The 17,605-nt window shown below is 75.0% G+C and carries 17 protein-coding genes; 13 read left to right on the forward strand and 4 right to left on the reverse strand.

What is annotated here, in order from left to right; genetic code table 11:
- Positions 1–13: 13 nt before the first annotated feature.
- Positions 14–1,261 carry a cytochrome P450 gene (locus RM555_RS23520; protein ID WP_311413773.1) on the reverse strand — a complete coding sequence of 416 codons (1,248 nt, stop codon included), beginning with the start codon at positions 1,259–1,261 and terminating at the stop codon, positions 14–16.
- A gap of 301 nt (positions 1,262–1,562) precedes the next feature.
- Here RM555_RS23520 and RM555_RS23525 point away from each other — a divergent pair, with 301 nt between their 5' ends.
- Both RM555_RS23525 and RM555_RS23530 read left to right on the forward strand, forming a co-directional pair.
- The gene (locus tag RM555_RS23525) at positions 1,563–1,955 is read left to right on the forward strand and encodes a hypothetical protein (protein ID WP_311413774.1); all 393 of its coding nucleotides are present in this window, start codon (positions 1,563–1,565) and stop codon (positions 1,953–1,955) included.
- Positions 1,956–2,231: 276 nt separating this feature from the next.
- Positions 2,232–3,620: a cellulase family glycosylhydrolase gene (locus RM555_RS23530; RefSeq protein WP_311413775.1), complete on the forward strand. Its 1,389-nt coding sequence runs from the start codon at positions 2,232–2,234 to the stop codon at positions 3,618–3,620.
- Between the two features lie 70 nt (positions 3,621–3,690).
- Here RM555_RS23530 and RM555_RS23535 read toward each other — a convergent pair whose 3' ends face one another.
- Entirely contained in the window at positions 3,691–3,909 is a 219-nt protein-coding gene (locus RM555_RS23535) for a DUF397 domain-containing protein (RefSeq protein WP_088992395.1), read from the reverse strand.
- Positions 3,910–3,979: 70 nt separating this feature from the next.
- Between RM555_RS23535 and pepN the strand changes: the two genes are divergently transcribed.
- From pepN to RM555_RS23585, 10 genes are all read left to right on the forward strand, one after another.
- Positions 3,980–6,496 (forward strand): aminopeptidase N, encoded by a 2,517-nt coding sequence (gene pepN / locus RM555_RS23540; protein ID WP_311413776.1) that lies wholly within the window; start codon positions 3,980–3,982, stop codon positions 6,494–6,496.
- A gap of 105 nt (positions 6,497–6,601) precedes the next feature.
- Complete coding sequence (nadD, locus tag RM555_RS23545) at positions 6,602–7,198, forward strand: nicotinate-nucleotide adenylyltransferase (RefSeq protein WP_132240431.1); 597 nt, start codon at positions 6,602–6,604, stop codon at positions 7,196–7,198.
- Between the two features lie 110 nt (positions 7,199–7,308).
- Positions 7,309–7,719 carry a ribosome silencing factor gene (gene rsfS / locus RM555_RS23550; protein ID WP_132240430.1) on the forward strand — a complete coding sequence of 137 codons (411 nt, stop codon included), beginning with the start codon at positions 7,309–7,311 and terminating at the stop codon, positions 7,717–7,719.
- Positions 7,716–8,342 (forward strand): histidine phosphatase family protein, encoded by a 627-nt coding sequence (locus tag RM555_RS23555; protein WP_311413777.1) that lies wholly within the window; start codon positions 7,716–7,718, stop codon positions 8,340–8,342. Before rsfS ends, RM555_RS23555 begins: the two co-directional genes overlap by 4 nt.
- A 39-nt stretch (positions 8,343–8,381) precedes the next feature.
- A complete protein-coding gene (locus tag RM555_RS23560) occupies positions 8,382–9,242 on the forward strand; it encodes a DegV family protein (RefSeq protein WP_311413778.1) in 861 nt (286 codons plus the stop codon).
- A 75-nt stretch (positions 9,243–9,317) separates the two neighbouring features.
- Positions 9,318–9,887 (forward strand): DinB family protein, encoded by a 570-nt coding sequence (locus tag RM555_RS23565; RefSeq protein ID WP_311413779.1) that lies wholly within the window; start codon positions 9,318–9,320, stop codon positions 9,885–9,887.
- A gap of 127 nt (positions 9,888–10,014) precedes the next feature.
- A complete protein-coding gene (locus RM555_RS23570) occupies positions 10,015–11,016 on the forward strand; it encodes a helix-hairpin-helix domain-containing protein (protein ID WP_396888831.1) in 1,002 nt (333 codons plus the stop codon).
- Positions 11,013–13,478 (forward strand): ComEC/Rec2 family competence protein, encoded by a 2,466-nt coding sequence (locus RM555_RS23575; RefSeq protein ID WP_396888832.1) that lies wholly within the window; start codon positions 11,013–11,015, stop codon positions 13,476–13,478. Before RM555_RS23570 ends, RM555_RS23575 begins: the two co-directional genes overlap by 4 nt.
- A gap of 123 nt (positions 13,479–13,601) precedes the next feature.
- A complete protein-coding gene (gene holA / locus RM555_RS23580) occupies positions 13,602–14,582 on the forward strand; it encodes a DNA polymerase III subunit delta (protein ID WP_311413780.1) in 981 nt (326 codons plus the stop codon).
- Positions 14,579–15,100 carry a hypothetical protein gene (locus RM555_RS23585; RefSeq protein WP_311413781.1) on the forward strand — a complete coding sequence of 174 codons (522 nt, stop codon included), beginning with the start codon at positions 14,579–14,581 and terminating at the stop codon, positions 15,098–15,100. Before holA ends, RM555_RS23585 begins: the two co-directional genes overlap by 4 nt.
- A gap of 343 nt (positions 15,101–15,443) precedes the next feature.
- Here RM555_RS23585 and rpsT read toward each other — a convergent pair whose 3' ends face one another.
- Together rpsT and RM555_RS23595 are read right to left on the reverse strand one after the other, a co-directional pair.
- The gene (rpsT, locus tag RM555_RS23590; RefSeq protein ID WP_132240425.1) at positions 15,444–15,710 is read right to left on the reverse strand and encodes a 30S ribosomal protein S20; all 267 of its coding nucleotides are present in this window, start codon (positions 15,708–15,710) and stop codon (positions 15,444–15,446) included.
- Between the two features lie 197 nt (positions 15,711–15,907).
- Positions 15,908–16,894, reverse strand: coding sequence for a phosphotransferase family protein (locus RM555_RS23595; RefSeq protein WP_311413782.1), 987 nt, complete (start codon positions 16,892–16,894; stop codon positions 15,908–15,910).
- Between the two features lie 118 nt (positions 16,895–17,012).
- On the opposite strand from RM555_RS23595, the gene RM555_RS23600 reads away from it, so the two are divergent.
- A complete protein-coding gene (locus RM555_RS23600; RefSeq protein ID WP_311413783.1) occupies positions 17,013–17,549 on the forward strand; it encodes a DUF4240 domain-containing protein in 537 nt (178 codons plus the stop codon).
- Positions 17,550–17,605 lie beyond the last annotated feature (56 nt).

The raw sequence follows: 17,605 nt of genomic DNA on the forward strand, positions 1-17,605 counted from the left end.
GGGCGGTGTCGTTTCAGGCCGTGCGGCGGACGTTGGTGACCAGGAACCCGCTCGGTGGCAGCGCCGGCATCCGGTGCAGGCTCAACGCCAGGTCCTGCGGTGGCACGTCGTACCGCATCGTCGTGGTCAGGTTCGTCACCGCCCGCTTCAACAGCTCGATCGTGATCCACTCCCCGGCGCAGCGGTGACCGGTCAGGTGCTCGCCGCCGCCCTGCGGCACGAGGGCGAACGGGTCGCCCCGCCAACCGGTGAAGCGCTCCGGCCGGAACCGCTCCGGTTCCGGCCAGAGCGCCGGGTGGTGGTTGGTGCCGTACAGGTCGAGCAGCACCCGCCGGCCGCGCGGGAAGTGGTAGCCCTGCCAGTCGAACGAGCGCCGGACCCGGGCGGCGGCCACGGGGAAGAAGGGATAGTAGCGGCGTACCTCCTGCACGAAGCTCTCGGCGGCCTCGTCGCTCTCCCGGACCCGTTCCCGCCAGGCCGGGTGATCGTGCAGGGCCAGCGCGGCGAAGACGACGAAGCGGTCGACGGCGACCGTGGGCCGCAGCACGTTGAGCAGCTCGACGGCCGCGATCCGGCGGGGGAGCAGCCGCCCGTGGGCGTCGCGGTGCTCGGCGATCACCCGCAGCGCGCTGCCGTCGGGGGCGGGGAGCGTGCCGGCGCGCTGCCGGTCGACTACCTGGCCGATCCAGCGTTCGCCCCGGCGGCGGCCCCACAGCCCACGCCAGTGCTGGGGGCCGAGCGCCGCCGGCCCTTCGATCATGGCGTGCAGCTCGGCGGTACGCCGGTCCACCTCGGAGTCCGCGAGCGGCACGCCGGCCCACGCGCAGACCGCGCGGGTCAGCATCCGGCCGACCTCGTCGTAGAGCACCACCGGCCTGCCCGACTCCCAGGACGGGACGCGGGCCCGCCACTCGTCGTCGAAGAGCTGCGCGAGCTGCCGGACCGCGGCCGGCGTCATGATCGACATGAACATGGCCTTGCGGTCGGCGTGGTCCGCCCCGTCGAGGCCCTGCACACCGCCGCGGCCGGTGAGGGTGCGCTGCGCCCGCTTCGGCATGGCGCCCGCCCGGACGAAGCGCTCGGTGTCGTAGAAGAGCTCCGCCGCCGCCCGGCCGCGCAGGCAGATGGTGGGCTCCAGCAGCAGCCGGGCCTGGAAGATGTCCGTGCCGTGGCGGTTGCAGCGCCGGCCCACGAAGCGGTAGCCGTCGCGTAGGAACGCCACCGAGCTGTCCGGGCTGCGCTCCGTCGGGATGGTCGCCATCGGGCCTCCTGACCGAAGGTGGCGGCCGTTGCCGGCCGGGTCCTGTCCGTGCCTCTGCGTCTACCCGGGCCGGCGTGCCTGAACCCCGCCGCCGGGTCGGCCGCGGCGCGGGGCGGGTGGCGCCGGGGAGGGGCCAGCGGACGACGCGTCTGCTGGCCCCTCCCAGGGACGCTGCTAGCTGGTTTCCTCGGGGGAGCGGTCCGCGCCGGTCCGCCGCCGGCACGACCCGGCGGTGGCCCGGACGGAACGCGGGCGGCCCACCGCAGGACGAGGCCGCCCACGATCGCCACGGGGAGGACACATGCGTGACAACAGGCCGGCGTACTGGCGGCAACGGCAGGCGCGGGAGGCGCTCGGCGCGGCCGGGGAGGTCGCCGGCGCGTCGTTGATCGCGCCGCCCCGCCGCTCGGCCCGGCCGGGCCGGTTCTTCACGGTGCACCTCGGCTTCACCGCCGCCGATCTGGCGTCGGCCCGGGAGTTGGCCGTCGGGTACGCGGAGGCGCTGAGTCTGCTGCGGCCCGAGGTGGCCCTGGGCGCGTCGGCGCTGTCGCCGGCCGAGGCGTGGCAGCAGGCCGAGCGGTTGTTCTGCGGCGCGTCCGGCCCGGACGGCGAGCGCTGCGCCGACGTTGCCGGCCATCCCGGCTTCCATCACGCTCCGGGGCCGGGCGGGCTCGGCTGGGGCGACGGCGACTAGCCACCATTCGAGGTCACCCATGCGGCGGATGAATTGCAACGGTACGCGGGGCGCCCGATCCCGTACCGCCGCCGGCCGGGGGAACAGCCGACCCATCGACGATGTCCTATTGCGAAGCCTGCGTGACCACGAGTAGCTTGGCACCGTTGCAGAGCCGAGCCGGCCTCGCACCCGTACGTCGCACTCGTCACGAGCGCGCCGCGCACCGCCATCCGCGTGCGCCTGGGCAGGCGTGCCTGTGCCCCGATCTGTCGGGGCCTCACCCTGAGGTAGGCCATGAAGAGAAGACTCCTCTCCGTCGGCGCTGCGCTGCTCGCCGTCGCCGCGTCCGTCCTGGTGTTCGTCAAGCCGGCGGACGCGGCCGTGGGACTGCACGTCGACGGCCGCCACATCGTCGAGGCGAACGGCCAGCCGTTCGTCATGCGAGGCGTCAACCACCCCCACGTCTGGTACACGGGCGAGACCGACTCGTTCGCCGACGTCAAGGCGCTCGGCGCCAACACCGTCCGGGTGGTGCTGGGCAGCGGCAAGCGCTGGGGTCCGTCCACCGACGTCGCCGACGTGATCTCACTGTGCAAGCAGAACCGGCTGATCTGCGTACTGGAGGTCCACGACACCACCGGCTACGGCGAGGAGGGCGCCGCCGCGTCGCTCGACGAGGCGGTCGACTACTGGATCAGCCAGAAGAGCGCGCTCGTCGGCCAGGAGAACCACGTCGTCATCAACATCGGCAACGAGCCGATCGGCAACGTCAACGCCGGCCAGTGGACCGCCGCGACCACCGCCGCGATCACGAAGATGCGGGCCAACGGCTTCGAGCACCTGCTCATGGTCGACGGCCCGAACTGGGGCCAGGACTGGCAGTACGTCATGCGGGACAACGCGCAGGCGATCCTGGACGCCGACAGCCGGCGCAACACCGTGCTCTCCATCCACATGTACGCGGTGTTCAACACGGCCACGGCCATCACCGACTACCTGGACCGGTTCGAGGACAACGGCTGGCCGCTGGTCATCGGCGAGTTCGGCTGGCGGTTCAACGCCAACGAGGTCGACCACGAGACGATCCTGGCCGAGTCGCAGGCCCGTGGCCTGGGCTACCTCGGCTGGTCCTGGAGCGGCAACACCGACCCGATCCTGGACATGGCCACCAGCTTCGACCCCGCGCGGCTCACCACCTGGGGTGAGCGGATCTTCAACGGCGCCAACGGCATCAGGGCCACCGCCAGGGAGGCCACGATCTTCGGCGGTGGGCCGAGCCCCACCGCGACGGCGACGCCCACGGCCAGCCCGACGGCTCAGCCCACCCCGACGCCTCAGCCGACCCCGACGGACCCGCCCACCCCCACCCCGACCAGCGGCAGCAGGTCCTGCACCGCCGCCTACCGGATCGTGGGCCAGTGGCCGGGCGGCTTCCAGGGGGAGATCCGGATCACCGCCGGGAACGCGGCGATCAGCGGCTGGACCGTGACGTGGGCCCTCGCCTCCGGCCAGGCCGTCAACCAGGCCTGGAACGCGACGGTCACCACCAGCGGATCCGCTGTCGCCGCGCGCAACGTGAGCTACAACGGCAGCCTCGGCCCGGGTGCCGACACGGTCGTCGGCTTCCTCGGCTCGTGGAGCGGCACCAACCCCGTTCCGCCGCTGACCTGCACCGCCACCTGACGGCCGAGCGTGCGGGCCGGACGCGGTCAGCCCGGCCCGCACGCTCGGGCAGTCAGCGGTCAGCCCGCCCTCAGTCCAGGTCGAACTCGCCGTCCTGGGCGCCGGCGACGAAGGCGTCCCACTCGGCCTGGGTGAAGACCAGGACCGGGCCGTCCGGCTCGGCGGAGTTGCGCATGCCGATCAGGTCGTCGACGAAGGCGACCTCGACGGCGCTCTCGGAGGTGTCGCCCTCGGCCCGCTGCCAGACCGCCCGGGAGAGGTCGAAGTCACCCTTGGGGTGCGAAGCCATCGTTCAGTCCTCCAGTGCCAGGGGGTCATGAGGGAAACACGCACGGTTCCCCATCGGGCAGGATAAGCGGATGCCGAGCCTGACCCGTGTAGAGGCGACCGCGCGTGGCGCGGCGATCACCGTCGAGTCCTATCAGGTGGACCTCGACCTGACCGGCGACGGCGAGCGGTTCCGCTCCGACGTCACCATCCGCTTCCGGGCGACCCCCGGCGCGGAGACCTTCGTCGAGGTCCAACCCGCGAAACTGCTGGCCGTACGACTCAACGACCGCGACGTCGACCCGGCCGCGCTGGACGACAACCGGCTGCCGCTGACCGGGCTGGCCGAGGCCAACACGCTCACCGTCGCCGCCGAGATGGCGTACTCGAACACCGGGGAGGGGATGCACCGCTTCGTCGACCCCGCCGACGGCGAGACCTACCTCTACGCGCTGTCCTTCCTGGACAACGCGCCGCGTATCTTCGCCGCCTTCGACCAGCCCGACCTGAAGGCCCCGGTCACCATGTCGGTCACCGCCCCGCCGGAGTGGACCGTCGCGGCCAACGGCCAGCTCGCCGCCACGCCGCGCCCCGGGCGCTGGGAGTTCGCCCCGACGGCGCCGCTGGCCACGTACTTCGTCTCGCTGATCGCCGGCCCCTGGCACGTCCGGCGCGGCGAGCACGACGGCATCCCGCTCGGCGTCTACTGCCGGCGCTCCCTGGCGGCGCACCTGGATGCCGACGCCGAGGAGATCCTCACCGTCACCGGGCAGTGCCTCGACCGGTTCCACCAGCTCTTCGCCGAGCGCTACCCGTTCGGCAAGTACGACCAGGCGTTCGTGCCGGAGTTCAACGCCGGCGCGATGGAGAACCCGGGCCTCGTCACCTTCCGCGACGACTACGTCTTCCGCTCCGCGGTCACCGACACCGAGCGGGAGCAGCGGGCCACCACCATCGCCCACGAGATGGCGCACATGTGGTTCGGCGACCTGGTCACCATGCGCTGGTGGGACGACCTGTGGCTGAACGAGTCCTTCGCGGAGTACCTCGGCACCCGGGTGACCGCCGAGGCGACCCGGTTCGACCAGGCCTGGACGACCTTCGCCCTGCGGCGCAAGGCCTGGGGCTACGCGGCCGACCAGCGCCCCTCCACCCACCCCGTGGCGCCCGAGGAGGTCGCCGACGCCGCCGAGGGCCTGCTCAACTTCGACGGCATCTCGTACGCCAAGGGCGCCAGCGTGCTGCGGCAACTGGTCGCCTGGCTCGGCGACGACGCCTTCCTCGCCGGCCTCAACGCCCACTTCGCGAAGCACCGGTTCGGCAACGCCACCCTGACCGACCTGCTCGGCAGCCTCGCCGCAGCCGCCGGGCGGGACCTGTCCGGCTGGGCGGAACGCTGGCTGCGCTCGGCGCAGGTCGACACGCTGCGCGCCGAGGTCAGCGTCGACGCGGACGGCCGCTACAGCCAGGTGGCGATCCGGCAGAGCGCCCCCGACTCGTACCCGGTGCTGCGCCCGCACCGCATCGGCGTCGGCCGGTACGCCGCCGACGGGACGGTCCTCCGGACGGAGGTCGACCTGGACCCGGACGCCGACGGCGGCCGTACGGTGCTGACCGGGCTGGTCGGCGAGCCGGCGGCCCGGCTGCTGCTGCCCAACGACGGCGACCTGACGTTCGCCAAGATCCGGCTCGACCCCGCGTCGGCGGACGCCGTGCCGCTGGTGCTGCCCGGCCTGGCCGACCCGCTGGCCCGGGCGCTGCTCTGGGGCGAGTCGCTGGACGCCGCCACCGACGGGGAGCGTCCGGTCGCCGGCCTGGTGGCCCTGATCGCCGCCGCCCTCCCCGCCGAGACCGAGGTGATCATCGCCGAGGACGTGCTCACGCTCAGCCGCTCGCTGGTCGACCGTTACCTCGACCCGCCCGCCCGCGAGGCCGCCCTGACGCAGGTCGCCGCCGCCTGCCGGAAACTGCTCGACGGCGCCCCGGCGGGCGGCTCGCTCCAGCTCGCGGCGGCCCGGGGCTGGATCGCCGCCAGCACCGACGCGGACCGGCTGGCCGGCTGGCTCGCCGGCCGGGACGTCCCGCCGGGGCTCGCGGTCGACGCCGAGTTGCGCTGGGCGCTGCTGCTGCGGCTGGTGGTGCTCGGCGCGACCGGCGCGGCGGAGGTCGCCGCCGAGGCCGCGGCCGACCCGAGCGCCGCCGGTGCCGAGCGGGCCGCCCGCTGCCGCGCGGCGCTGCCCGATCCGGCCGCCAAGCGGGCCGCGTGGGAGATCGTCGTGTCGAACACCGAGCTGTCGAACCGACTCGTCGAGGCGACCGCGGAGGGGTTCTGGCAGCCGGAGCAGGCCGAGCTGACCGCCGGCTACGTCGAGCGGTACTTCGCGGACATGCCCGCCGCCGCGCGGGCGCGTACACCCTGGGTGGCCGACCATGTCGCGAGACTGGCCTTCCCCCGGCACGCCGTGGCGCAGCCCACCCGGGAGGCGGCCGCGGCGCTGCTGGCCCGCGACGACGTCACCCCCGGCCTGCGCCGCGTGGTGACCGACGCCGACGACGACCTGCGCCGCGCCCTGGTCGCCCGGACGGCGGTCGCCGCGGCGGCGGCCTGACGGCCGACGGGGTGGTCACCATGGGGCGTCGAGGCTGAGTCGCCGGACGGGGACGGTCCGGCGGCCCCCCGGGGCCGCCGGTTCCGCCCGGCCTAGGATCGCGGGGTGGAGGAAGACATCCGGCGGGTCGGGATCATGGGCGGCACCTTCGACCCGATCCACCACGGGCACCTCGTCGCGGCCAGCGAGGTGGCGGACCGGTTCGGGCTGGACGAGGTGGTCTTCGTCCCCACCGGCCAGCCGTGGCAGAAGGCGGACGAGCCGGTCAGCCCGGCGGAGGACCGCTACCTGATGACGGTCATCGCCACCGCCTCCAACCCGCGCTTCCAGGTCAGCCGGGTGGACATCGACCGGGGCGGGCCCACCTACACCGTCGACACCCTGCGTGACCTGCACGCCGAGTACGGCCCGAAGGTACAGCTGTTCTTCATCACCGGGGCGGACGCGCTGGAGCGGATCCTCTCCTGGAAGGACCTGGACGAGATCTTCGAGCTGGCTCACTTCATCGGGGTGACCCGGCCCGGCTTCGAGCTGACCGCCGCGCACCTGCCGGCCGACACGGTGAGCCTGGTGCAGGTCCCGGCCATGGCCATCTCGTCCACGGACTGCCGGGCCAGGGTCGCCCGGGGAGAGCCGGTCTGGTATCTGGTGCCGGACGGTGTGGTGCAGTACATCGCCAAGCGACGCCTCTATCAGCCGTAATTCGGCCCGTTATGGGGCGGTTCGGGCGGGTAACGCGCCAGAACTGACGAGTCGGGATTCCACCGGGTGTGAGACGCTTGGAGGATCGCACGGTTGATCGAAGGAGAACGGTGACAATTTCCGAACGCGCCCACGAGTTGGCCATCGCCGCCGCCCAGGCCGCGGCCGACAAGAAGGCGCAGGACATCGTCATCATCGACGTGGGCGACCAGCTCGCCATCACCGACGCGTTCCTGCTCGCCGCGGCTCCCAACGAGCGTCAGGTGCTCGCCATCGTCGATGCCATCGAGGAGCGGCTGCTGGAGCTGCCGGAGAAGGCCAAGCCGATCCGGCGCGAGGGCGAGCGGGGCGGCCGGTGGGTGCTGCTCGACTACGTCGACATCGTGGTGCACGTCCAGCACACCGAGGAGCGTGAGTTCTACGCCCTCGACCGGCTCTGGAAGGACTGCCCGACGATCCCGTTCGTCGACCGCGACCTCGTCGACGCCGAGTCCGGCACCGGCTCCACCACCGCGGAATGACCCGCCTGATCATCTGGCGGCACGGCAACACCGACTGGAACGCCGCCAGCCGGGTCCAGGGGCAGACTGACGTACCGCTCAACGACCTCGGCCGCGAGCAGGCCCGCACCGCGGCGCCCCTGCTGGCCGGGCTGCGGCCCGACGCCATCGTGGCCAGCGACCTGAGCCGCGCGGCGGACACCGCCGGCGCGCTGGCCGCGCTGACCGGACTGCCGGTGCGCACCGACCCACGGCTGCGGGAGCGGCACTTCGGTTCCTGGCAGGGGCTCGCCCTCACCGAGGCCGCCGAGCGCCACCCCGCCGAGTTCGCCCGCTGGCGGGCCGGCGACCCGGACCCGGGCGCCGGCATCGAGACCCTGGACGACCTCGGCAAGCGGATGGGCGCGGCCCTGTCCGACGCCGCCGACGCCGTGCCCGGCGGCACCGTGGTGGTGGCCACCCACGGCGGCGCGGCCCGGCAGGGCTGCGGCCACCTGCTCGGCTGGGAGCACGCCGTCCTGCGCACCATGGGCTCGCTGCAGAACTGCCACTGGACCGAGCTGCGCCACGACGCCACCCGGGGCTGGCACCTGCGCGCCCACAACGTCGGCCTGATCACCGTCCCGGCCACCGAGGCCGTCTGACCCGGGCGTTCCCCGACGACATCGGCTAGCGTGCCGGGCATGCCCGTCGCGGTCGTCACCGACTCCACCGCCTACCTCCCGCCCGAGCTGCTGCGCGTGCACCGGCTGACGGTGGTGCCGCTGGCCGTCGTGCTCAACGGCGCCGAAGGGCTGGAGGGGGTGGAGACCACCCCCGCCGACGCCACCCGGGCGCTCGGCGGCCGGCGCGTCTCGGTGAGCACCTCCCGCCCCGCGCCGGAGCAGTTCGCCCAGACGTACCGGGAGCTGTTCGACGCGGGTGCCGACGGGATCGTCTCGGTGCACCTGTCGGCCGAGCTCTCCGGCACGGTGGAGGCCGCCCGGCTGGCCGCCGCCGGGTTCGGCGACCGGGTCGCCGTGGTCGACAGCCGCTCGACCGGCATGGGCCTCGGCTTCCCCGCCGTCGCCGCCGCCACGGCCGCCGAGCGCGGCGAGGACCTGTCGGCGGTACGCGACGCCGCCGTCGACGCCATCGCCCGCACCAGCATCTGGTTCTACGTCGACACGCTGGAGTTCCTCCGCCGGGGCGGCCGGATCGGCGCCGCCGAGGCGCTGCTCGGCACCGCCCTGTCGGTCAAGCCGATCATGCACATGCCGGACGGCGCGATCGTCCTCAAAGACAAGGTGCGTACGGCCAGCCGGGGCGTGGCGCGGCTGGCCGACCTGGCCGTCGAGGCCGCCGGCGACGCCGACGTGGATCTGGCCGTGCACCACCTCGCCGCGCCGCAGCGGGCGGAGGCGCTGCTGGAGGCGCTGACGGCCCGGCTGGGCGACCGCCTGCACGACTCGTACGTCTCGGAGGCCGGCGCCGTCGTCGCCGCGCACGCCGGGCCCGGCCTGGCCTGCGTGGTCGTGCACCGCCGGCCGCCGGTCAGCGGCTAGGGCGTCCTCTCGACCGTGATCGCTGTCGATCACGCGGGGCAGCGTCGGCACCCGTCCGGATGCCATCGTGACCCGATGAAGGACGACCTGCACAGTTACCTGAAGGGCGGCCGTGACGCGCTGCTGTGGAAGCTCGACGGCCTGGGCGAGTACGACGCCCGGCGCCCGCTGACCCCGACCGCGACCAACCTGCTCGGTCTCGTGAAGCACGCGACGGCCATGGAGATCCTCTACTTCGGCGTCGTGTTCGGCCGGCCGTTCGCGCAGGAGTTGCCGTACGTCGGCGACGCCGCCGAGACCAATGCCGACATGTGGGCGACCGCGGACGAGAGTCGCGAAGAGATCGTGGCGTCGTACCGTCGCGCCAGCTCCCACGCCGACACCACCATCGAAGCCCTCGCGCTCGACGACGTCGGCCGGGTGCCGTGGTGGGGCGATGCCACGGTCACACTGCACCGCGTCCTGGTCCACGTCGTCGCGGAGACACAACGGCACGCCGGCCACGCGGACATCGTGCGCGAGCTGGTCGACGGCGCGGCCGGGCTGCTTCCCGGGAACGACAACCTGCCACCCGCTGACGAGCCGTGGTGGCGGGACCACCGCCAGCGGGTGGAACAGGCTGCCCTGGACGCCAGCAACCGCTGAGCTGCCGTTCTTCGCCGCCCTAGCACATCACCCGCATGATCAGGCGGTTGTCCACAGGCGGTGCCGTCATCCACAGCCGTACCCAGGCCGGCCGCGCGGCCCGGGCTCGCGGACCTAGCTTCGCGTCGTGTCAGAAGACGAGGAGACGGTGGTCCGGGAACGACTGCGCCAGCTGGTGGCGGGCTGGCCGTCGGGCGCCGCACCGGCGCACCCCGGCGGGTCCGCCGATCCCCTCGAACGGACCGGCGAACCCGCCGGGCCGTTCGACGACCGTCAGGGGTCGGCCGGGCTGTCCGTCGATCATCGGAGGCTCGCCGGGCTGTCCGTCGACAATCCGGGCTCGGTCGGGGTGCCGGAGCCGGTCGTGGCGCTGCCGCCCCGCACCCCGGCGCTGCCGTCCCGCACCCCGGCGTCGCCGGCCGGCGCGGCGGGGCCGCCGGAGCCCGACCCGCCGGACCGCGCCCCCGAGGCCGGTGTGGCGTCCCGGTTGCCGGGGCCCGGGGCGTTCGACCCCGGCCGGCGGGGAGTGCGGGCGCTGGCCGCCGTCGCCGTGCTGGTGGTGCTCGGGGCCGGCTTCTGGGCCTGGCGGTCCCGGCCGCAGACCGAGCCGGTCCGCCCGGTCGCCACCGCCGAGGCAGCCGATGCGACGGTGACCGGCCTCGCGGAACCGGCCGCCACGTCGGCCGGCGAACTGGTGGTCGCGGTCGCCGGCAAGGTACGCCGTCCCGGGCTGGTCCGGGTGCCGGCCGGCGCGCGGGTCGCCGACGTCGTGGAGGCGGCCGGCGGGGCGCTGCCGGGGGTGGACGTGGCCCTGCTCAACCCCGCCCGCAAGGTCACCGACGGGGAACTGATCCTGGTCGGCGTCACGGCACCGCCGGGCGCGGCACCCCCGCCCGGGGCGGCTCCCGGCGGCGCGCCGGGGGCGCCCGGCGCGGGCGGCCGGCTCAACCTGAACACCGCGACGCTCGCGCAGCTCGACGCGCTGCCGGGCGTCGGGCCGGTGCTCGCCCAGCGCATCCTCACCCACCGCGACCAGCAGGGCGGCTTCCGCTCGGTCGGCGACCTGCGCCAGGTCGACGGCATCGGCGACGCCCGCTACGAGCAGCTCAAGGACCTGGTGACGGTGTGACGGCGGGCGGCGCGCTCGGCCCGCCCGGCCCTGGCCCCGGCTCGTTCGGCTCCGGCCTGGCCCGCCCCGGGACGTCCGGCGCCGATGCCGGGGGCGAGCGGGTCGCGGCGGCCATCGACCTGCGGCTGGCCGGTCTGGCCGTGGCCACCTGGCTCGCCGCGCTGGCCGGGCTGCACCTGACCGTCGGCCGGACCCTGCTCCTGGCGGCGGTGGCCGCCGGGGCGGCCGGGCTGGGCGGCCTGCACCTGGCCGGCGTCCTCGGGCGGCCGGCCGACCCCGTCCGGCGGTACGGCTGGATCGCCGTCGCCGTGCTGCTCGGCGTGGTCTGCGGCGCGACGGCCACCGCCGCGCGGCTGTCCGTCCGCGACGCCGGGCCCGTCCGCGCCCTGGTCGAGGAGCGGGCGGTCGTCACCGCCGAACTGGTCGTCCGCGACGACCCCCGCCCCGTACGCGGCGTCGCCGGGCGCCCGGCCACCCTGCTCGTGCCGGCCGAGCTGACCTGGTTCACCGGCCCGGACGGACGACGGGTCGCGACGCCGGCCCGCGTGCTGGTCCTCGCCACCGATCCCGGCTGGCGGGGGCTGCTGCCCGGGCAGCGGCTGACCGCCGAAGGACGGCTCGCCGCCCCTCGCGGCGGCGACCTGACCGCGGCGGTGCTGAGCGCGGCCGGACCGCCGGTGCCGCACGGGGGCGCCCCGTCGCCGCAGCGGGCCGCCGGATCGTTGCGGGCCGGCCTGCAACGCGCCTGCCTGCCGCTCCCCGACGAGCAGGGCGGGCTGCTGCCCGGCCTGGTGGTCGGCGACACGAGCCGGCTGCCGCCCACCGTCGAGGAGGACTTCCTCGCCACCGGCATAACCCACCTGAACGCGGTCTCCGGCTCCAACGTGGCCATCGTCGTCGGGGCGGTGCTGCTGCTGGCCCGGTGGGCGCGGGCCGGGCCGTGGCTGGCCGCCGGGCTCTGCGGGCTGGCCCTGGTGGGCTTCGTCATCCTGGTCCGTCCCTCGCCCAGCGTGGTACGCGCCGCCACCATGGGCGCCATCGGGCTGGCGGCGTTGGCGGCCGGGCGTCCCCGGGCGGCGCTGCCCGCCCTCTCCGCCGGGGTGGCCGTGCTGGTGCTGGTCGACCCGGAGCTGGCCGGCGACGCCGGCTTCGCGCTCTCCGTACTGGCCACCGGCGGTCTGCTGCTGCTCGCCCCGAGGTGGCGCGACGGGCTGCGTCGGCGCGGGGTGCCGGCCGGGCTCGCCGAGGCGCTGGCCGTCCCGGCGGCCGCGCAGCTCGCCTGCGCCCCGGTGGTGGCGGGGATCTCGGGCACGGTGAGCCTGGTCGCCGTGCCGGCGAACCTGCTCGCGGTGCCGGCCATCGCGCCCGCCACGGTGCTCGGGGTGCTGGCGGCGGCGGTGTCGCCCGTCTGGCCGGCGGGGGCGGAGTTCGTCGCGTGGCTGGCCAGCTGGCCGGCCTGGTGGCTGGTCCTGGTGGCGCGGCACGGAGCGCGGCTGCCGGCGGGCACGCTGCCGTGGCCGGGCGGGGTGCCGGGGGCCCTGCTGCTGGCCGGGCTGACCGTCGCGCTGCTGGTGGCCACCCGGCGCCCGGTCGTACGCCGGCTGGTGGTGGTGGTCGTCGTCGCCGTCGTGGCCGGCACGCTGCCCGTACGGCTGGCCGCCCCCGGCTGGCCCCCGGCGGGCTGGGTGGTCGCCGCCTGCGCGGTCGGCCAGGGCGACACCGTCGTGCTGCCGGTGGCGGCCGGCCGGGCGGTGGTGGTCGACGCCGGGCCGGACCCGGGGGCGGCGGACGGCTGCCTGCGTCGGCTGGGCGTACGGGAGGTCGCGCTGCTGGTGGTCAGCCACTTCCACGTCGACCACACCGGCGGCGTGGCGGGCGTGTTCCGGGGTCGACCGGTGGGCGCCGTGCTCACCCCGCAGTGGTCCGAGCCCGCCGCCGGGCGGGAACTGGTCCTCGCCGAGGCCGCGGCGCACTCCGTCGACGTGGTGGCGGGCGCGGCCGGGTGGCGGTACCGGGAGGGTGGCGTCGAGTTCACCGTCATCGGCCCGCCCCGCCCGATGCGTGGCACCCGGTCGGACCCGAACAACAACTCGCTGATGCTGCTCGCCACCGTCTCCGGCGTACGGATCCTGCTCGCCGGGGACGCCGAGACCGAGGAGCAGCGGGCGTTGCTGGACGCCACCTCGCCGGGCGGCCTGCGGGCCGAGGTGCTGAAGGTCGCGCACCACGGGTCGGCCTACCAGGACCCGGCCTTCCTGGACGCGGTGCGTCCCGTGGTGGCCCTGGTGCCGGTGGGGACGGGCAACACCTACGGGCATCCCAATCCGGCGGTGCTCGGGCGGCTGGCCCGGGGCGGGGCGCGGGTGCTGCGTACCGACACGGAGGGGGACGTGGCGGCGGTGCTCGGCCGGGCCGGCCTGGGAGTGGCGACACGCGGCACGCCGCCGGGCCGACAACGGTAGTAATAGACGGCGATTATTGGCTTTAGCGGGGCACTGAGGTAAATGTCTGGATTTGCGCTGAGTGCGGGCTCTGCAACCGGAGTGCCGACGAGCAGACTGGATCCGGCCGTCGGCCGTGCGAATATGGGCGGCGTGACCGCCGCCAGCCTCGCTCCTATTCTGCTCGTCCTCGGCGACGAGGAACTGCTCGCCACGCGCGCGGTCACCGAAGCCGTCGCGAAGGCCCGCAGCGTCGACCCCGACGTGGACGTCCGCGAATACCAGGCCGGTGCCCTCGTCGTCGGCGAGATCGCCGAGATGCTCAGCCCGTCCCTCTTCGGCGGGCGACGGGTGCTGGTGCTGCGCGCCGGCCAGGACGCCCGCAAGGACCTGGTGGCGGCCCTGCTGGCGTACGCGAAGAATCCCGACCCGGACGTACAGCTGATCGTGCTGCACCTCGGCGGGGCCAAGGGCAAGGCGTTCGCCGACGGGCTGAAGGCGGCCGGCGCGACGGTGGTGCCGGCGGCCAAGCTCAAGGGGCACCGCGACCGGGTGGCCTTCGTCCGGGACGAGATCCGCCGGGCCGGCGGGAAGTGCACCGACGACGCGGCCGAGACGCTCATCGCGGCGGTCGGCAACGACCTGCGCGAGCTGGCCGCCGCCTGCTCCCAGCTGATGGCCGACACCGACGGCCGCATCGGTGCCGACACGGTCTCCCGCTACTACCGGGGCCGGGTCGAGGTGACCGGCTTCACCGTCGCCGACGCCGCCATGGTGGGCGACGTGCCGGCGGCGCTGGAGGCGCTGCGCTGGGCGCTGCACGTGGGGGTCGACCCGGTGCCGATCGCCGACGCGATCGCCGACGGCGTCCGCACCGTGGCCCGGGTGGCCGCCGCCGGCAGGGGCGACCCCTTCCAGTTGGCGAGCACCCTCGGCATGCCGGCGTGGAAGATCAGGTCCGCCCAGCAGCGGGCCCGTGGCTGGACGCCCGAAGGGCTGGTCGAGGCGATGCGGGCCGCGGCCGAGTGCAACGCGGCCGTCAAGGGCGGCTCGGACGACCGCGCGTACGCGCTGGAGCGGGCCGTGTTCTCGGTCGCCGCCGCCCGGCAGGGCGGCACCCGGTGAGCGGAGCACCCCGCGGCTCGTGGGCCACGATCCCCGCCGACGAGGAGCGGTACCGTCCGCTCTACGCGCGCCTGCTCCGGCTGCGCTTCGTCAACCCGGGCGGGGTGCTCTGCTTCCTCTTCTTCGAGGGCGCCGTCGCGCTCGCCGCGCTGCTCGCCCTGGCCGAGCTGGTGACCTGGTGGTCGGTGCTCGTCCTGCCCGCCACGGTGGCCGCGATGGTGAAGCTCAACGACATGGTGGCCGCGATGGTGGTCCACACCGCCGCCCTCGTGCCCGAGCAGGAACGGGACCGCTTCCGCCAGCAGATGGAGCCGGTGGTCGGGCGGGCCAGGGTCGACTGGGTCGCGCAGACCGTGCCGGGCGTCGTCGTCACGGCGTCGCCGGTGCCGCACGCCGCGCGGGCCGTACGCGACCGGCAGATGTACCTGGACGCGCAGCACGGCACGGGGGAGCGCGACGGTGGCCGCGCGGACGCCGAGTTCGGCCCGCAGCGCGCCCACCCCGATCCGCTGGGCTGACGATCCGCCGCCGACCGAAGGCCGGTCACGGGCGACCCGACGGCGATCCGACGACCGATCGGTCCCCGGTAGGCCGTGGCCCACCCGGGGACGCCCCGCTTGAGACCTTGGCAGGAGACGGCCCCGTTGAGGGCCCGTTCCCGCCAAGATCTGCTGTGCGACCGACGGCGAGCCACGAAGAGCCGCAGCGGACGACGCCAGGGCACGGCGAACGACCTCGGCATGGCGACCGACGTCCGGCCTCGGCGGACGGCGGCGCGTCCGCAGTGCAGCGCGTGAAACGCAGACAGCCGGAAGCCCCGGGTCGTGCCCGGGGCTTCCGGTCAGGTCTGAGGTCGCCTCGTCAGGCGGAGAGCGACACCACGCGCCGGGCGATCGCGGACTTGCGGTTCGCGGCCTGGTTCGAGTGGATCACGCCCTTGCTGACCGCCTTGTCCAGCTTGCGCGAGGCGTCCCGCATGAGGATGGTGGCCTTCTCGACGTCACCGGCCTCAGCGGCCTCGTTGAACTTCCGGACGGCGGTCTTCAGCGACGACTTGACCGACTTGTTACGCAGCCGGCGCTTCTCGTTCTGCCGGTTGCGCTTGATCTGGGACTTGATGTTCGCCACGCGACAGCCTCGTCTTGATAGCTCGGGTTGGTCTGCATTCCGCGCGCGACGAGCATGCGTCATCGCTGCGCGAAGAGCCAGGTTACCAGGTCGCCCGGGACGAGCCAAAACGGCTCGGTCCCCGCCCTGGTGAGCGCCGCGCCCCACGCCCGCGGCGAGCGGCCGTGGGCATGCCACAACCACGGCGAGCGGTCCGGTCAGGTCCAGCCCTGCCGGCGGGCGAGCCAGTCGAGTGACTGCTCGCCGCTCCACCGCTGGTGCGCCGGAAGGTGCGGCGACGCGGTCCCGGGCGTCGAGGCGGCGGTGGTGAGGAAGTAGCCGGACAGGGCGGCGAGGCTGGCGTCCAGCGCGTCGGGAGGTGCGCCCGCCGATGCCGGGTGCCGGGCGAAGAGCGCGTCGGCGTCCAGGCCGTCGGCGTACGCGGTGAGCAGCAGGGTCACCAGGTCGAACCAGGGCGGCCCCTGGCAGAGCCATGTCCAGTCGCAGAACCAGGCCCGCCCGGCGCCGTCGATCAGCACGTTGTCCAGCCGCAGGTCGCCGTGGATCAGACCGGTCGCGCCGGCGGCGTACGCGGGGAGGCGGGACTCCAGCGCGACCAGCTCGGGCAGGCGGTCCCTCAGCGGCGCGGGCAGCGGCGGTGCCGGCTCCCGGCCGGCGGCCACCTCACCCCACCAGAGGATGTCGTCGTGGGCCAGGTCGGCGAGGTGGGGCAGCCCGAGTTCGCGCAGCCCGGACGGCGCACCGGCCAGCGCGGCGGCGATGTCGGCGTACCCGGTCAGGGTCGCGGTCAGCTCGGCGGGGTCCCAGGGCAGCCGGGGCGTGTGCCCGTCGACGGCGTCGAGGCAGAGCGCGAACCAGCCGGCCTCGTGCAGCGTCCACCGGGGGCGGGGCGCCGGCAGCCCGGCCGGGAGCCGGTCGAGGATCGCGGCCTCCCGGGCGTACCAGTCGACCAGTCGCGGTTGCTCGGCGGTGGCCGCGGCCTTGACGAAGGCCCGGCCCCCGGCGGCGGTGCGGAGCACGGCGGCGAAGCCGCGGGTGAAGCCGGCGCCGGCGACCCGGGCCTCGACCACGGGCGCGCCGAGGCGGTCGCCGATGGCGGTACGCAGCGCCGCCGGCAGCGTCGCCCACTCGGGCCGGCGGGCGGTCGCGTGGTAGGGCACGGGCGGTGGGGACGTCGGGGTCACGCCACCATGCTGCCGGGCGGCGGGTCGGCCCGCACCGCCTCTGCGCCCGCCGGCCGCGACCCGCCGGGCCTGCCGTGGCGGGGCGGGGGCGGCGCGCGGTCTGCCAGACTGCCAGGCCATGAGGACCGACGACTTCTGGCAGTTGATCGACCGGGCCCGGGCCGGCGGCGGGGGAGAGCCGCACGCGGTCGCCGCGCGGGCCGTCGCCCTGCTCGCCGAGCGCGACCCGGAGGACATCGTCGGGTACGCCCGCCACCAGGCGCGGGTGCTGTCCGCCTCCCACAAGGTCGACCTCTGGGGCGCCGCCTACCTGATCAACGGTGGCGTGTCCGACGAGGGCTTCCATCACTTCCGGGGCTGGTTGATGACCCAGGGGCGCGAGGTGTTCGCACGTGCCGTCGCCGACCCGGACTCGCTGGCCGGGCTGTCCCAGGTACGGGCGGCCTCGCTCAGCGGTGAGGAGTTCTCGGCCGCCGAGATGCTGGCGGCGCCGTGGGACGCGTACCGCCGGGTCACCGCCGCCGAGCTGCCGGCGGACCCGGAGCCGGCGCCGGTGCCCGACCTCAACGACTTCTGGGACTTCGACGACGAGGAGGAGGCGAAGCGGCGGCTGCCCAGGCTCGCCGCCCTCTTCGTCGAGCCCCCCGCCGAGTGACCCCGCTCGCGGGGTGGTCCCGGCGGCGGGGATCGCCCGCGCAGCGGACGCGCGGC

The sequence above is a fragment of the Micromonospora reichwaldensis genome, assembly GCF_031845925.1.
In the GTDB taxonomy this organism is placed as follows: domain Bacteria; phylum Actinomycetota; class Actinomycetes; order Mycobacteriales; family Micromonosporaceae; genus Micromonospora; species Micromonospora reichwaldensis.

Excerpts from the sequence above, each read along its gene's own strand:
- RM555_RS23520 (WP_311413773.1), bottom strand. The coding sequence starts at position 1,261 with ATGGCGACCATCCCGACGGAGCGCAGCCCGGACAGCTCGGTGGCGTTC.
- RM555_RS23525 (WP_311413774.1), top strand. The coding sequence starts at position 1,563 with ATGCGTGACAACAGGCCGGCGTACTGGCGGCAACGGCAGGCGCGGGAG.
- RM555_RS23530 (WP_311413775.1), top strand. The coding sequence starts at position 2,232 with ATGAAGAGAAGACTCCTCTCCGTCGGCGCTGCGCTGCTCGCCGTCGCC.
- RM555_RS23535 (WP_088992395.1), bottom strand. The coding sequence starts at position 3,909 with ATGGCTTCGCACCCCAAGGGTGACTTCGACCTCTCCCGGGCGGTCTGG.
- pepN (WP_311413776.1), top strand. The coding sequence starts at position 3,980 with ATGCCGAGCCTGACCCGTGTAGAGGCGACCGCGCGTGGCGCGGCGATC.
- RM555_RS23555 (WP_311413777.1), top strand. The coding sequence starts at position 7,716 with ATGACCCGCCTGATCATCTGGCGGCACGGCAACACCGACTGGAACGCC.
- RM555_RS23560 (WP_311413778.1), top strand. The coding sequence starts at position 8,382 with ATGCCCGTCGCGGTCGTCACCGACTCCACCGCCTACCTCCCGCCCGAG.
- RM555_RS23565 (WP_311413779.1), top strand. The coding sequence starts at position 9,318 with ATGAAGGACGACCTGCACAGTTACCTGAAGGGCGGCCGTGACGCGCTG.
- holA (WP_311413780.1), top strand. The coding sequence starts at position 13,602 with ATGGGCGGCGTGACCGCCGCCAGCCTCGCTCCTATTCTGCTCGTCCTC.
- RM555_RS23600 (WP_311413783.1), top strand. The coding sequence starts at position 17,013 with ATGAGGACCGACGACTTCTGGCAGTTGATCGACCGGGCCCGGGCCGGC.